This is a genomic window from Actibacterium naphthalenivorans, assembly GCF_014196965.1.
GTDB lineage: Bacteria > Pseudomonadota > Alphaproteobacteria > Rhodobacterales > Rhodobacteraceae > Actibacterium_A > Actibacterium_A naphthalenivorans.
Genome location: NZ_JACIEQ010000001.1, coordinates 475550 through 490310 on the forward strand (window position 1 = coordinate 475550; position 14761 = coordinate 490310).

The 14761-nt window shown below is 66.8% G+C and carries 16 protein-coding genes; 1 reads left to right on the forward strand and 15 read right to left on the reverse strand.

All coding sequences use genetic code 11. The features are described from left to right. Nucleotide 1: 1 nt before the first annotated feature. The 9 genes from GGR17_RS02260 to GGR17_RS02300 all read right to left on the reverse strand — a co-directional run bounded on the left by GGR17_RS02260 (nt 2) and on the right by GGR17_RS02300 (nt 8479). Complete coding sequence (locus tag GGR17_RS02260; RefSeq protein WP_054538255.1) at nt 2-337, reverse strand: cupin domain-containing protein; 336 nt, start codon at nt 335-337, stop codon at nt 2-4. After that, complete coding sequence (locus tag GGR17_RS02265) at nt 337-996, reverse strand: cysteine hydrolase family protein (protein ID WP_054538254.1); 660 nt, start codon at nt 994-996, stop codon at nt 337-339. The genes GGR17_RS02260 and GGR17_RS02265 overlap by 1 nt, the downstream gene beginning before the upstream one ends. Then, complete coding sequence (locus GGR17_RS02270; protein WP_054538253.1) at nt 996-2528, reverse strand: ABC transporter ATP-binding protein; 1533 nt, start codon at nt 2526-2528, stop codon at nt 996-998. The genes GGR17_RS02265 and GGR17_RS02270 overlap by 1 nt, the downstream gene beginning before the upstream one ends. Then, the gene (gene biuH / locus GGR17_RS02275) at nt 2525-3202 is read right to left on the reverse strand and encodes a biuret amidohydrolase (RefSeq protein ID WP_054538252.1); all 678 of its coding nucleotides are present in this window, start codon (nt 3200-3202) and stop codon (nt 2525-2527) included. The genes GGR17_RS02270 and biuH overlap by 4 nt, the downstream gene beginning before the upstream one ends. Next, on the reverse strand, nt 3199-4215 hold the full coding sequence (locus GGR17_RS02280) for a formamidase (RefSeq protein WP_054538251.1): 1017 nt from the start codon (nt 4213-4215) through the stop codon (nt 3199-3201). Before GGR17_RS02280 ends, biuH begins: the two co-directional genes overlap by 4 nt. Before the next feature lie 9 nt (nt 4216-4224). Continuing rightward, nucleotides 4225-5154: an ABC transporter permease gene (locus GGR17_RS02285; protein WP_037209126.1), complete on the reverse strand. Its 930-nt coding sequence runs from the start codon at nt 5152-5154 to the stop codon at nt 4225-4227. Then, entirely contained in the window at nt 5151-6257 is a 1107-nt protein-coding gene (locus tag GGR17_RS02290) for an ABC transporter permease (RefSeq protein ID WP_054538250.1), read from the reverse strand. The genes GGR17_RS02285 and GGR17_RS02290 overlap by 4 nt, the downstream gene beginning before the upstream one ends. A gap of 8 nt (nt 6258-6265) precedes the next feature. Then, nucleotides 6266-7396, reverse strand: a complete 1131-nt coding sequence (locus GGR17_RS02295; protein ID WP_054538249.1) for a BMP family ABC transporter substrate-binding protein — start codon at nt 7394-7396, stop codon at nt 6266-6268. Between the two features lie 183 nt (nt 7397-7579). Continuing rightward, entirely contained in the window at nt 7580-8479 is a 900-nt protein-coding gene (locus GGR17_RS02300) for a LysR family transcriptional regulator (RefSeq protein ID WP_054538248.1), read from the reverse strand. A 112-nt stretch (nt 8480-8591) separates the two neighbouring features. On the opposite strand from GGR17_RS02300, the gene atzF reads away from it, so the two are divergent. Beyond that, on the forward strand, nt 8592-10382 hold the full coding sequence (gene atzF / locus GGR17_RS02305; protein WP_054538247.1) for an allophanate hydrolase: 1791 nt from the start codon (nt 8592-8594) through the stop codon (nt 10380-10382). Between the two features lie 12 nt (nt 10383-10394). On the opposite strand, the gene rpoN is transcribed toward atzF, so the two are convergent. The 6 genes from rpoN to modA form a co-directional block, all read right to left on the reverse strand. Then, nucleotides 10395-11729 carry an RNA polymerase factor sigma-54 gene (rpoN, locus tag GGR17_RS02310; protein WP_054538246.1) on the reverse strand — a complete coding sequence of 445 codons (1335 nt, stop codon included), beginning with the start codon at nt 11727-11729 and terminating at the stop codon, nt 10395-10397. Between the two features lie 116 nt (nt 11730-11845). Beyond that, nucleotides 11846-12334 (reverse strand): bacterioferritin, encoded by a 489-nt coding sequence (gene bfr / locus GGR17_RS02315; protein ID WP_054538245.1) that lies wholly within the window; start codon nt 12332-12334, stop codon nt 11846-11848. A 26-nt stretch (nt 12335-12360) separates the two neighbouring features. Further along, nucleotides 12361-12579, reverse strand: a complete 219-nt coding sequence (locus tag GGR17_RS02320) for a (2Fe-2S)-binding protein (protein ID WP_037211019.1) — start codon at nt 12577-12579, stop codon at nt 12361-12363. Nucleotides 12580-12618: 39 nt separating this feature from the next. Next, nucleotides 12619-13323: an ATP-binding cassette domain-containing protein gene (locus GGR17_RS02325; protein WP_160173131.1), complete on the reverse strand. Its 705-nt coding sequence runs from the start codon at nt 13321-13323 to the stop codon at nt 12619-12621. Further along, complete coding sequence (gene modB / locus GGR17_RS02330) at nt 13320-14021, reverse strand: molybdate ABC transporter permease subunit (RefSeq protein ID WP_207642694.1); 702 nt, start codon at nt 14019-14021, stop codon at nt 13320-13322. Before modB ends, GGR17_RS02325 begins: the two co-directional genes overlap by 4 nt. Continuing rightward, nucleotides 14018-14761, reverse strand: coding sequence for a molybdate ABC transporter substrate-binding protein (gene modA, locus GGR17_RS02335; RefSeq protein WP_054538244.1), 744 nt, complete (start codon nt 14759-14761; stop codon nt 14018-14020). The genes modB and modA overlap by 4 nt, the downstream gene beginning before the upstream one ends.

The following is a 14761-nucleotide window of genomic DNA, read 5'->3' on the forward strand; positions in this document are numbered from 1 at the left end:
GTCAGACGAAGGCCACCGGTTTTTCCCACTGGATCAGAACAAGGCACCCCTCGTCAGACCAGACCGAATGCTCGGAACCCGGCTGGTTGACCACAAGCTGCCCCGCGCCATAGCGCCCGGCCTCGTCCGACTGGGCGCCCTCCAGCACCAGGATCGTCTCCAGCCCCACATGCCGGTGGCGCGGAACGCCGGCGCCCGGCGCATAGCGCAGCAGTGCCAGCGCCGGGCTGCCTTCGCGTATCCAGAAAATCTCGACCCCCTCGCGGAACGGCGCGAAGGCGCAGGCGCGCAGCGCCTCGGGCGGCAAAAGCGGCAGGGTGATCTGCGGATCAGCCATCACAGCGCCTCCAGCACATGCGCGGTGGGCGCGGCCCATCCGACAATGCCGCCCTGGGCGATGATCATCCGGATCGCGGCCTGCTTGAATTCGGGGAAATAACTTTCGGTGGCATCGGTTGCCAGCAGGCCGTCGAACCCCCGGTCATTCGCCTCGCGCATCGTGGTCTGCACGCAAACTTCCGTGGTGACCCCGGCAAAGACAAGCTGGCGCAGGTTTCGGTCCGCCAGAACCTGCGCGAATTCCGTGCCATAAAAGGCCCCCTTGCCCGGCTTGTCGATCACCGGCTCGCCCGGCGCCGGCGCCAGTTCGGGCACGATGTCGGCCCCCGGCTCTCCGGCGATCAGGATGCGGCCCATCGGCCCCTCATCGCCGATGCGCAGCGCCGGCGCGCCGCGGTCGCGCTTGGCCGGCGGCAGGTCCGACAGATCGGGCCGGTGGCATTCGCGGGTGTGAATGACCGGCAGGCCCGCCGCGCGGAACCCGCCGATCAGCGCCTGCACCGTGGGAATGATCGCCTGCAACAGCGCCACGTCATTGCCAAGCGAGGCGCCAAAGCCCCCCGGCTCGACGAAATCGCGCTGCATGTCGATCACCACAAGGCCAAGCGTTGCGGGATCGAAGGAAAAATCGAACGGCTCTGCCCGGATCACCCCCATCAGCCATGCCCCGCCATATAACGCCCGATCTCGGCCACGTCCGCCGTCGCGCCGGGGGTTTCATAGGCGATCCGCCCCTCCGACATCACCACGATCCTGTCCGACAGCTCCAGTATCTCGTCCAGATCCTCGCTTATCAAAAGCACCGCCGCCCCCTTGTTGCGCGCCGCGATGATCCGCGCGCGGATGGCCGAAACGGCGGCGAAATCCAGCCCGAAACAGGGGTTCGACACGATCAGCAGATCGACATCCCCCGACAGTTCGCGCGCCAGAACCGCACGCTGCACATTGCCCCCCGACAGCGCCGCGATCGGGCTTTGCGGCGAGGCGGTCTTGATCTTGAACCCGGCAATCATCGCCTGCGCGTTCTCGGCGATCTGCCGCCCGCTTTTCCAGAATCGCGGCTTAGGCCCCGCGCCCACGTCGAACAGCCGGAACGCCAGGTTTTCGGCCACGCTCATCTTCGGCGCGCAGGCATTGCGCAGCGGCTCTTCGGGCAGGTAGCGTACCTTGTGCGCCTTCGCCTCGGCCCGCGTCGCGGTGAACGCATTGCCCTTGACCATCACTGCCCCGCCTTCCAGCGCCCGCTGGCCTGTCAGGATCTCCATCAGTTCCATCTGCCCGTTGCCCGAAACCCCTGCAATGCCCAGCACCTCGCCCGCGCGCACGTCCAGCGCGTCGATCTCGATCGGTTTCAGGCCGGAACGGTCGGTGGCGCGCACCCCGTCCAGCTTCAGCACGACAGCGCCCGCGCCGCCTGTCCGATCGATGCTGCGCAGATCCGGGTCGGCGCCCATCATCATCCGCGCCATGTCATCATGGCTCAGCTCCGCCACGGCGCCGCCGCCCGCGTGGCTGCCCCGGCGCAGCACCGTCAGATCATCGGCAAAGCGCGTCACCTCGCGGAACTTGTGGGTGATCATCAGCACCGTGATCTCGCCCGCGCGGGTCAGCGCGCGAACATGGCCCAGCACATCTTCCGCCTCGGCCGGGGTCAGCACCGAGGTCGGCTCGTCGAGGATCAGGAACCGCCGCCCCAGATAAAGCTGCTTGAGGATTTCCAGCTTCTGCTTTTCGCCGGCCGCCAGCCGGTTCACCGGCTGATCCAGCGGCACATGAAACGGCATCCGCGCCATGAAAGCGGCCAGATCGGCGCGCTCCTTGCCCCAGTTGATCACGCGCGGCGCGTCGGCGCGGCTGATCACAAGGTTCTCGGCCGCGGTCAGCGAAGGAACCAGCGTGAAATGCTGATAGACCATGCCCAGCCCCAGCGCATGCGCCGCCTTCGGATCGGTCATCAGCGCCTCGTGCCCGTCCACCAGCACACCGCCCGAGGTGGCATGGTAGAACCCCATGATGCACTTCACCAGCGTCGACTTGCCGGCGCCGTTCTCGCCCAGCAGCGCGTGGAACGTGCCGGGGCGGATGTTGACGGTGACATTGTCCAGCGCCGTGAAATCGCCGAACCGCATGGTCATCCCCACGGCCTCGACCCCGATGGCCCCGGTCGGAAGGGCGCGCTCGTGGCTCATGGCAGCGCCGCGATCAGCCTGGCGCTGTCCGATACCGCGCCGAACACGCCGCCCTGCATCTTCACCATCTTGATGGCCGCGTCATGGTTGCCCCTGTCGGTGGCGCCGCAGCAATCCTCGACCAGCAGGCATTCGAACCCCCTGTCATTGGCCTCGCGCATGGTGGTGTGAACGCAGACATCGGTGGTGATGCCGGTCAGGACGATGTTGTCGATGCCCTTGGTACGCAGCAACAACTCGAGATCGGTGGCGCAGAAGCTGCCCTTGCCGGGCTTGTCGATGATCGGTTCGCCCGCGATCGGGTAGAGATCGGGGATGATGTCCCAGCCCGGCTCGCCCCGGATCAGGATCTTGCCGCAGGGGCCGGCATCGCCGATACCCGCGCCGATCTGCTGGCTGCGCCAGCGCTTGTTCGGCGGCAGGTCGGCCAGATCGGGCCGGTGCCCTTCGCGGGTGTGGATGATCAGATAGCCCTTGTCGCGCATCGCGCCCAGCAGCGCCTTGATCGGGCCGATCGGCGCCTGCGTCAGCGACAGGTCATAGCCCATCGCATCGACATAGCCGCCCTTGCCGCAGAAATCGGTCTGCATGTCGATGATGATCAGCGCGGTATTGTCGGGGCGCAGATCGCCGTTATAGGGCCAGTTATAGGGGTCGGCGTCGATATGGCTCATTCCGCTGCCTCCGGGGTGGTTTCGCCGTAGATCCGCGTCGGCGCGTCAAAGCCGCAGCCGGTGCCGTCGGTCACCCGGACGTCATCCTCCCACGGCAGGCGATACCGCCCGGCGGCCAGATCGGTCATATAGCTGTAGGGGCAATCCTGCGCGCCGCCCTTGACGGCGACATAGCCGCGATGGCCGAACTGGTAGATGTTGTTCTCCACCCCCCAGCCCAGCCGTGCCTCGCGCACCAGATCGGGGCGCAGCTCGGCGGTGATGATCTCGTCGGCGCGGCCGGTGGTGCCATGGGCGATGATGCTGCCGTCGAAATTCACGAACATCCCTTCGCCCATGCTGTCGAAGGTGCCGTCACTGCCGCACATGCAGACATTTGCGGTGATCATCAGGTTGCAGAACGCGTTGGACTGGTTGGTGAAGCGCCAGCTTTGCCGGATCGGCGCGGTATAGCCGGCGGTGCGGATCATGATCTCGGCGCCCTTGTAGGCGGCCTCGCGCGCCATTTCGGGGAACATCCCGTCGTGACAGATGATCAGCGCCAGCTTGCTGCCGTTCGGGCCGTCGCAAACCGGGATGCCGCCATCGCCCGGCTCCCACGGCTCGACCGGCACCCAGGGGTGCATCTTGCGATAGTAAAGCCGCAGCTCGCCCGTGTCGTCGATGATCAGGCCGGTGTTATAGGGCATCCCGCCGGGGTTATGCTCCATGATCGAAAAGCAGCCCCAGATCGCGTTGTCGATACAGGCCTGTTTCAGCGCGGCCACCTCGGGCCCGTCCATCCGGCACATGATCGCGGGGTTGATGTCCATCGACAGCCCGTGCAACGCGTATTCGGGAAACACCACCAGATCCATGGTGCCGAGATTGCGCCGCGCCTTGCCGACCAGCGCCACCACCCGCGCCACCTGCGCGGCCAGATCGGCCGGCGTCTCGACCACCGGCAGCTGAAGCTGCACCAGCCCCATCACCACCCCGTTTTCCGATTTGTTCAGCCCGCCCAGCCCGTTCATGGCGCTCTCCTATTTCGTGATGCTCAACTCGCCCGGCGCGCCCTCCAGCGCCCGGTTGGGCGAGGATGTGGCGATCAGCAGCCCGAGGGTCAGCACGTAGGGCGCGGCATAGAACAGGTAATAGCCCTGGCTGACTCCCACCGACTGCAACGCGGGCCCCAGCGCCCCGGCCCCGCCGAACAGCAGCGCCGCCCAGAAGCAATAGACCGGGTTCCAGCGCGCGAAGATCACCAGCGCCACCGCCATCAGGCCCTGGCCCGATGAAACCCCCTCGTTCCAGCTTCCCGGATAATAAAGTGAAAGATAGGCCCCCCCGACCCCGGCCAGCGCCCCGCCCGCCGCCGTGGCCAGCAGACGCACCAGATCGGGGTTCAGCCCCATGGCGCGGGCGGCATCGGTGCTGTCGCCCACCACCCGGATGGTCAGGCCCACGCGGGTGGATTTGAACACCCACCACAACGCTACGGAGAACGCCGCCCCGATCAGGAACAGCACGTTGATCTGCAACGCCGCCTGCACCTGCGTGACATCCGACCACCAGCCCAGCGGGATCGCCGGAAGATCGGGCGCCACGGGCTGAATGTAGGGTTTGCCGAAAAAGAACGCGAGGCCGGAGCCCAGCAGCATCATCGCGATGCCGATGGCGATGTCATTCACGCCGCGGAACTTGCAGATCCAGCCGTGAAACAACCCGAACACCGTGCCCGCCAGCGCCGCCGCCAGCACGCCGGCCCAGGCCGAGCCGGTCTGGAAGGCGATGGCATAGCCCGCCATCGCGCCGAATACCAAGGTGCCCTCCAGCCCCAGGTTGATCCGCCCGGAACGCTCGGTCAGGCATTCGCCCAGCGACACGAACAGAAACGGCGTGGACACCCGGATCGCGCCGCCCAGAATGGCCAGCGGCACGCCCCAAAGCCCGATATCCGCGGATGTGCTCATGGTTTCGCCCAATAGGCTGCGGTAAAGATGCGGAAGCGGCCATAGAAGGTCTCGCTCAGCAGGATGGCGACAAACACGATCCCCTCCAGCACCACAACGGTCGCGTCGGGCAGGTCCATCCGCCGCTGTATCAACCCGCTGGAGGCTTCGAACCCGCCCAGCAGGATCGCCACGGGGATGATCGCCAGCGGGTTGTGACGCGCCAGAAAGGCGATCAGGATGCCGGTATAGCCATAGCCCGACACCAAAGAGCCGTTGGCCGAGCCATGCACCGCCGCCACCTCGAAAAACCCGGCGAGCCCGGCAAAGGCCCCGCCCAGAGCGGTGAACCCGATGATCAGCTTGCCCACCGGCAGGCCCTGCACCTGCGCCGCGCGCACATTGTCACCGGCGATGCGGGCCGCGAAGCCCAGCGTGGTGCGCTCGATCAGCACCCAGCTTGCGATACAGGCCAGTACCCCGGCGGCAAAGCCCCAGTGCACGTCGATCCCGATCGGCATCTCACCCACCCGCAGCGCCGGGGGCAGCGGCGTGGTAGAGGGTTTGTTCAGGCTGGTCGGATCACGGAACATGCCCTCGACCCAATGGTTCATCAGCGCGATGGCGATATAGGCCATCAGCAGCGAGGCGATGGTTTCGTTCACGCCACGCCTGAACCGCAGCGCGCCGACCGCGCCGATCCATGCGCCGCCCACCAGCATCGCCGCCACCACCATCAGCGCGAAACCGATGACCGACGGCGCACCGGCCAGCCACACGCCGACAACCGCCGCCGCCAGACCGCCCAGCGCGATCGCGCCCTCGCCGCCGATCACCACCAGCCCCAGCCGCGCGGGCAGCGCCACGCACAGTGCCGCCAGCAACAGCGGCGCCACCCGCGACAGCGTGTTCTGCCACGAAAACGAAGAGCTGAACCCCGCCTTGTAGACCAGCGCATAGAAGTCCGCCGGTGACTTTCCGACCGCCACGAGAAACAGGCTGAACACAATCAGGCCGGTCAGAAGCGCCACCAGCGGAATGACGACAGCCTCGGCCCTCGGCATCAGCACCTGAAGCGCGGATGTTCTAGAGGGCACGGTCGGGGTTGTCGCCAGTTCGCTCATCGGACCGCTCAGCTCGTCGAGCCGATCACCCCGTCAACGAGGTAATCCATGCTTTCCAGCGCCACATCGGTTTCCACGAAGGACTGGCCCGCCGTGGCGATGACATTGCCCTTGTTGTCGCTCATCGGGCCATTGATCACCGCATAGCCGCCCGCCATGATCTTGGCCTTGGTCTCTTCGAACTGGGCGCGGGCGGCATCCGATACGGCGGGGCCAAGCGGGCTCATCTTGATGAAGCCTTCGGCCAGACCGCCGCGTACGAAATTGCCGATTTCGCCGCCGTCCAGTACGGTTTGCACCATTCCGGTATAAACACCGGCCCAGTTCCATTCCGCGCCCGTCAGATACATGTCGGGGGCCAGCGGGCTCTGGTTGGCGTGATAGCCGCAGATATAGGCGCCGCGCCCGGCGGCGGTTTCCATCACCACCTTGGGCCCGTCCACATGGCAGGTGATCACGTCACAGCCCTGATCGGCCAGCGCGTTCGTCGCCTCGGCCTCTTTGACCGCCAGCGACCATTCTCCGGTGAAGATCACCTGGCAGGTGATGGTCGGGTCAACCTGGCGCGCGCCCAGAAGGAAAGAGTTGATGTTCAGCAGAACCTGCGGAATGGGCTTGGCCGCGACAAAGCCGATCTTCTTGGTCTTGGTGGCGTGGCCTGCGGTGATACCGTTCAGGAACTGGCCCATGCCGATATAGCCGAAGTAGGAGCCGACGTTCATCGGATGCTTGTCGGCCGACCACATGCCGCCCGCGTGCTCGAACCGGACATCGGGGTATTTCACCGCCATCTCAAGGATATGCGGGTCAAAGTAACCAAAGGACGTGGGGAACAGAAGCGATGCGCCGTCGAAGTTGATCATCGATTGCATGGTGTTCTGCACGTCCACCGTTTCGGGCACGTTCTCTTCTTCCACCACGGTCACGCCCGACATGGCCTTGACCGCCGCGGCCCCTTCGGCATGCGCCTGGTTATAGCCGAAGTCATCCTTCGGGCCGACATAGATGAACCCGACCGTCAGATCGCCCGCCGCATGGGCGCGGCTCGCCGGCAAGGCGGCGCCAAGGGCGGCGGCGCCGGCGGCGGTTGCGGTCGTGGTCAGAAAACGGCGCCTCGAGAGGCTGAGTGTGTTGGACATGTAAAGCTCCTTCGCGGGCCGCGCGGGTCGGGCGTCTGCTTGCGCGCTCCGGTGCCCCCGGGGATCGCGGCCAGTTTCCATTCGACAGAATCGACGATAGAGCGGCGAAGTGGTGTTTACTAATGCTAATTTTATCCAATACCGGTGCATTTTGAGAACCGGCAGCCGTGCCAGAGCCGGCCGTCAGAACGCATGGTCCTGCAACGCCTGCGCCAGTTGCTGCACGAACCGGGCCGAAGCCACCGGCAGCGTCCGCCCCCGCATCTGCCCCAGCAACAGGTTGCCCGGCGGCACATCCCGCGTGGAAAGCTCCCGCGCCACCAGATCGCCCGCCGCACCCAGGTTCAGCCCGATCGGAAACTGAAAGCTGATGGCGTTTTCATGCATCACGTAGTGGCGCATGAAATCGAAGGACTCCGCCTCGACGATCGGCGATACCGCGCGCGAGCTTTTGTGCGTCGCCGCGTCCAGCAACACCCGCACTCCGTATTGCGGGCTGGGCAGCACATGCGGATGATCCAGACAATCGCGCAGCCGCACCACCGGGTCTTTCGCCAGCGGATGGTCGGGCCGCATCAGCACGTAGATCGGTTGCGACAGCGCCAGGATCACCTCGAAATCCACCAGATGGCTGGGTTCGAACACCAGCGCGATGTCGCTGCTGAAAGTGCTGAGATCCCGCTCCGCCGCCACGCGATCGCGCACATTGGCGCTGAAGGTGACGCCGGGATGTTCGCTGCGATAGGCGGCGATCTGGGTCGGCAGGAAATAGGGCATCAGCGCCTGCGAACAGGCGATGGAGACATGGCCGCGCCGCTCTCCCGAAAGATCGGCCACCTGCGATTGCAGCCGCAGCAGATCGGACTTCTGCGCCCGGATATGCTGAATCAACAGCTCGCCCGCCGGGTTCAGCCGCACCCCGCGCGGCAGGCGTTCGAAGATCTCGGCGCCGAACTCCTCTTCGAACCGGTTGATCCGCCGGTTCAGCGCCGAGGCGGTGATGTTCATATCCTCGGCCGCCTTGCGGATCGAGCCCGCGCGCATCACCGCCTCGATATAACGAAAGGTCTGCAAATGGCGCATCGGCACGCTCTCCGGTTCATTTTTTGCATCGGTTTTGTGAATTAATAGCAATTGCATTGTCAACGGCAACCGCAGACCTTCGGGCCAGAGCGTTCTGTTGAAGGAAGATCCGTTGAAATCCCTGCCATTCACCCTGCCCGCGCTGAAAGCCGCATATGCCGCCGGAACACGCCCCGAGGATGTCGTGGCCGAGGTTTACGCCCGGATACGCGCGGTCGATGATCCCGGCATCTTCATCCACCTGGCGGAAGAGGAGGAGGTCCGCGCCGCCGCCCGCGGGCTGGGCGCGTATGACCCCGCGTTGCCGCTCTGGGGCGTTCCTTTCGCGGTCAAGGACAATATCGACGCGGCCGGAATGCCGACAACGGCGGCCTGCCCCGCCTTCGCCTATGAGGCCGGGGAAGACGCGTTCATCCTGGCGCAACTGCGCGCGGCGGGCGCGATCCTGATCGGCAAGACCAACCTCGATCAGTTCGCGACCGGGCTTGTCGGCGTCCGTTCGCCCTATACACCGCCGAAAAACGCGGTTGACCCGGCCATGGCGCCCGGCGGTTCGTCTTCGGGCTCGGCGGTGGTGGTGGGCCACGGCATCGTCGCCTTCGCGCTTGGCACCGACACAGCGGGATCGGGCCGCGTGCCGGCGGCGCTGAACAACATCGTCGGGCTGAAGCCGACGCTGGGCGCGTTTTCGGCCTCGGGCGTGGTGCCTGCCTGCCGCAGCATCGAAACCGTTTCGGTCTTCGCCCTGACGGTCGAGGATGCCTATGAGGTGTTCCGCGTGGCCGCGGTGTACGACCCGGCCGATGCCTATGCCCGCCCTGTCGCCGCGCCCCCGCCGGGGCCGACGCCGCCGCATGCGGTTATCGGCATCCCCACGCCCGGCAGCATCCGTTTCTTCGGCGACCAGGTGCAGCAGGCATCGTTCAACGATGCGGTGGAGATTCTGCGCGGCGCCGGCGCCACGGTGAAAGAGGTGGATTTCGCCCCGCTCTACGCGGTGGCCGAGATGCTGTATGACGGCGCCTGGGTGGCCGAACGCTATACCGTGATCGAGGATCTGCTGAAAACCGATCCCGAGGCGATCCTGCCGGTCACGCGGCAGATCATCACCCACGCCGAGAGCCTGACCGCCGCCGATGCGTTTCGCGGCATGTACCGGCTGAAAGAGCTGATCCGGCAGGCCGAACCGCTGCTGGCGGGGATCGACGCGCTCTGCGTGCCGACGATGCCCACCTTCGTCAGCGTCGCCGATCTGCAAGCGGACCCGATCACGCCCAATTCGCGCTCGGGCACCTATACCAATTTCGTCAACCTGATGGATATGTGCGGGCTGGCGGTTCCTACCCCGCCCCGCAGCGATGGCAGGCCGGGCGGCGTGACCCTGCTGGCCCGCGCCGGGCAGGATGGCTATCTTGCCGCGCTCGCGGCCCCGCTGGAGGCTGCGGGCACGCGCACGCTGGGCGCCACCGACTGGCCGGTGCCCGCGCGCGCCGAAGCTGTGCCCGCCGCCGCGCCGGATGAAATCGCGCTGGCGGTATGCGGGGCGCATATGTCGGGCCTGCCGCTGAACAAGGAGCTGACCGGGCGCGGCGCACGGTTTCTGAAAACCACACGCTCCAGCCCCGATTACCGCTTCTACGCGCTGGCCGGCGGCCCGCCGGCGCGGCCCGGCATGGTGCGCTGCGCCGATGGCGAAGGAGCGGCCATCGCGATGGAGGTCTGGGCCCTGCCCCTTTCGGAATTCGGCGGGTTCATGGCGGGCATTCCCGCCCCGCTGGGCATCGGCACCGTGCGGCTGGAGGATGGCAGCACCGTCAAGGGCTTTGTGTGCGAGGCGATCGGCACCGAAGGCGCCCAAGACATCACCGGAATCGCCGACTGGCGCGCCTTTCTCGGCCGTTAGGCCGGCACGCGATCACGAGGCGCGCACCAGCCCCGCTTCGGCCTTGCGCCTGCGGTCGTAAGACGACGGAATGCCCAGCGCCTCGCGGTATTTGGTGACCGTGCGGCGCGCCAGCTTGGTGCCGGCCGACTGGGCGCGCTTGGCGATGGCGGTATCGCTGAGCGGGCGGGCCGGATCTTCCGCCGCCACGATGGTGCGCACCAGCGAAAGAACCGCGTCCTGCGACAGGTCCTGTTGCCCTGCCCCGGAGGGAAAGGCCCGGCAGAAAAAGGTTTTCAGCGGAAAGGCACCGCGCGGCGTGTCGATCATCCGGCCCGAGGTGGCGCGGCTGATCGTACTGGCGTGAAGGCCCAGATCGCCCGCGATATCCTCCAGCGACAGGGGGTTCAGATGCCCCGGCCCGTGTTCGAGAAACCCCGTCTGGCGGCGCACGATGGCGGTGGCGGTTTGCAAGAGCGTGGCCTGCCGCCGCTCCAGCGTATGCACCAGCCAGCGCGCAGAAGACATCGCCTGCGCGGAAAAGGCGCGCGCCTCGCTGTTGCCAGCGGCGGCCGACAGCGCATCGGCCGACACCGCGACCGAGGGCAGGTGCGACCGGTTCAGCTCCACCTCCCAGCCCAGCGGGCCTTTGCGCGCGGTCAGATCGGGCGGAAACACCGGCGGCCGGTCCGCGGTGAAGGCCTGGCCCGGCTTGGGGTCGAAGCCGCGGATCACGGCCAGAATCTCGCCGATATCCTCGGGCTCGCAATCGCAAATCCCGGCCAGCGTCGTCAGCTCGCCGGCGGCCAGCAGCGGCAGGTTGTCGAGAACGGCGGCCAGTTCCCATGTCAGCACGTCACGCTCGCGCGCCTGAAGGCGCAGGCACTCGGCCAGAGAGCGCGCGAAAAGCCCCGCAGGCTCGCATTCCTGCAATGCGGACAGAACCGTTTCCGCGAAGGCTACCGTACAGGCGCTGGCCGCGGCGACCTCTTCGACCGATGCGCCAAGCCAGCCGCTTGGTTCCAGCATATCCAGAAACCCATAGGCGACGCGGCGCTCGGCGGTGCTGGCAAAGCGCAGGTCGATCTGCCGGCCCACATGCGCATAAAGGCTCTCGGGCGCGGCGGCCAGCGCGGCGACCGGATCCCACTCTTCCGATGCGGCCTGGGTCGGGCCCTGGGCCAGCGGGCGCGCGGCGGGGGCCACGCCTTCGGGCAGGCGCACGTCAAGGCAGGGGTTTTCCAGCGCCTCGGCGGCCAGATAGGCCGACAGGTCCTGATTGCTCATCTGCAGAATCCGGATGGAATTCTGCATGCGCCGGGTCATCGCCAGGCTGGTTTTCTGACTGAGTGACTGTATCAGTTCCATGAGGCCAGCCTATCACACCCGCCCGCGCCGCGCAGGTCAAGACGCGCGGTTTGCCGCATCCGCCCCGAAGAATTCCGCCCTTTCGCCGCAGAAATCGCCCGCTGCATCACACCTGCTCAATCCTCGCCCGCATCTGCGGCAACCGCGTTCAGCTGCCCGTATTTCTGTTCGCCGAGATCGCCGAGCAATGAAAGCTGGGTCTCGAGAAAATCGATATGCCCTTCTTCATCCGCCAGCAGCCCCTCGAACAGCGCCATCGACACATAATCGCCCTGATCCCGGCAAATGCCACGCGCCTCTTTATAGAGCGCGCGGGCGGAATATTCGGCCTCCAGATCGCATTCGAGCGTTTCCTTCACCGTCTGCCCGATCCGCAGCGGATCCAGCACCTGAAGGTTCGGGAAACCCTCGAGGAAAATGATCCGCTCGATCAGCTTGTCCGCATGTTCCATCTCTTCGATGGATTCCGCGCGCGATTTGGCGGCCAGCCTGGCATAGCCCCAATCCTGCTGCAGGCGGAAATGCAGCCAGTACTGGCTGACCGCCGTCAACTCGTGCCGCAGCGATTTGTTGAGATAGTCGATAACCTTTTCATCACCCTTCATGCGGGATCTCCTTCAGGACGTCTGTTTCATGGGCGTGGCGGGGGTGTGTCGGGGCGGTGGCGCCGAACCTCTTCGGCGATTTTCTCGTTCACCAACGTGGCGCAGCGGGCGCATTGCATCCGCAGGCCGAGGCGGTGAAAGGCGCGGCCCGGCGTCACGATCATCTGCGGGTCTTCCGCCAGAAGCGCGCGAACGGTGGCCGAAAGCTGATCGCGCGTCATGACGGTGCAGGAACAGATGATCATGCAGGCCCCCCGCGCCCGGCTGTGGTGGTGGTGCGCCCCTCAGACGGCCCATCGCGGCCGCCCCCCTGCGGGCTGCAGCCCGCGCGGGCCGAAGCGGGGCGCCGGGCTGGCGGAAATATCGGCGATGCGGCCACGGTCCAGCGTGATGACCGTTTGCGCCAGGCGGCGGATCTCTTCCGGGGCGTGCGAGATATAGATCATCGGCGTGCCGGTCCGGTCATGTACACGCTCCAGCAGGCACAGCACCTCTTCGCGCCGGGCCGGGTCGAGCGCCGAAAGCGGCTCGTCCAGAAGCAGCAGGCGCGGTTCGGCCATCAGCGCCCGGCCGATCGCCACCCGCTGGCGTTCGCCGCCGGAAAGAGAGGCTGGCCGGCGCTCCATCAGCGGCGCAAGCTCCAGCACCTCTGTCAGTTCGGCAAGCAGATCGGGCGCGCCGGCGCGGGCACCATAGGTCAGGTTGCGCCGCACCGACATATGCGGAAACAGCAGCCCGTCCTGAAACACGATGCCGATGCCGCGCCGGGCGGGCCGCAGGTTCACCCGGCGCCGCGTATCCAGCAGCGTGGTGCCGCGCACGGCGATCCGCCCCTCATCGGGCACCGCATGCCCGGCAAGGCAGGAAAACAGCGTGCTCTTGCCCGAACCGGAGGGGCCCATCAGCCCCAGGATGCCCGAAAACGGCAGCGAGAAGGCCACATCCAGTGTGAACGCACCCTGCGATTTTTCCAGCTTCAGTTCGATCATCTCGCCGCCTCCCATGTCATGCGCCGCGACACCAGTTCCGACCCGATCAGCGCCATCCCGGCCAGCGCCAGCGACAACGCGCAAAGCCGTGCCGCCGCCGCATCGCCGCCCGGGCTTTGCGTGACTGAAAACAGCGCCAGCGGCAGGGTTTGCGTCTTGCCCGGAATGTTGGCGGCCAGGGTGATGGTCGCGCCGAATTCACCCACCGCGCGGGCAAAGCCCAGGGTCAGCCCCGTCAGGATACCCGGCGACATCAGCGGCAGGGTCACGGTCAGAAACACCCGCAGCTCGCCCGCGCCCAGGCTGCGCGCCGCCGCTTCGAACCGGTGATCCATGCTTTCGGCCGATTGCCGGATCGCCCGCACCAGCAGCGGAAAAGAGACGACGGCGCAGGCGATGACCACGGCCTGGGTCGAAAACGCCAGCCGCACCCCGAAAAGCGCGTGCAGCGGCGCCCCGATCACCCCTTCGCGGCCCAGCAGGACAAGCAGAAGATAACCGATCACCACCGGGGGCAGCACCAGCGGCAGGTGCACCACCGCGTTCAGCAGCCAGTGGCCGGGAAAGCGCCGGCGGGCCAGAAGCCAGCCCAGCCCGATCGCCAGAGGCAGCGACCACAGCACCGCCAGTGTCGCCGAGCGCAGGCTGAGCGTCAGCGCCTGCCATTCCATCACCGAAAGGCCCAGCGGCGGGGTCATGGCGCGCCCTCCGCCGGGCGGAAGCCGAAGCCGGCAAAGACGGTGCGCGCCGCATCCGCTCTCAGAAAGGCAAGCAGCGCCGCCGCCTGCTCTGGCTCGGTGGCGCCGGCCACGGGCGCGACAAGATAAAGGATAGCCGGGTGGCTTTCGGGCGGAATGTCATAGACCACCTCCACCCCCTCCACGCCCAGGGCATCGCTGGCATAGACCAGCCCCAGCGCCGCCTCGCCCCGCGCCACCGCCGCGACCGTGGCGATGGTGTTGCGCGTCGGCACATAAGAGGGCGCGACCGCCTCCCACAGGCCCAGGCTGGTCAGCGCCGCGTGCCCGTAGCGGCCCACCGGGGCGGTGGTGAAATCGGCCATGACGAACTGTTCATCCTCCAGCCGCGCGGCCATCGCCACCGCCGTCGGCATCAGCGCCCCGGCCCCGCTCGGCGCGATCAGCACCAGCGTGTTGGACAAGAGCGGCTCGACCGTATCGGCGGCGACCAGCCCCAGATCCACCAGATGCGCCATCCATTTGGGGTTGGCGCTGAGGAACAGATCGGCCGGCGCGCCCTGTTCGATCTGCCGGGCAATCGCGCCCGAGGCGCCGTAGGACACCGTGACATCCATTCCGCTTTCGGCAATCGCCGCGTCCAGCGCCCGCGCGGTAGAGGCCGCCGCGAAGATCAGCGGCCCGGCCCGCGCGGGCGGCGCCAGAAACATGCTCAGACAAAGGGCGGCAAGGATGCGCAT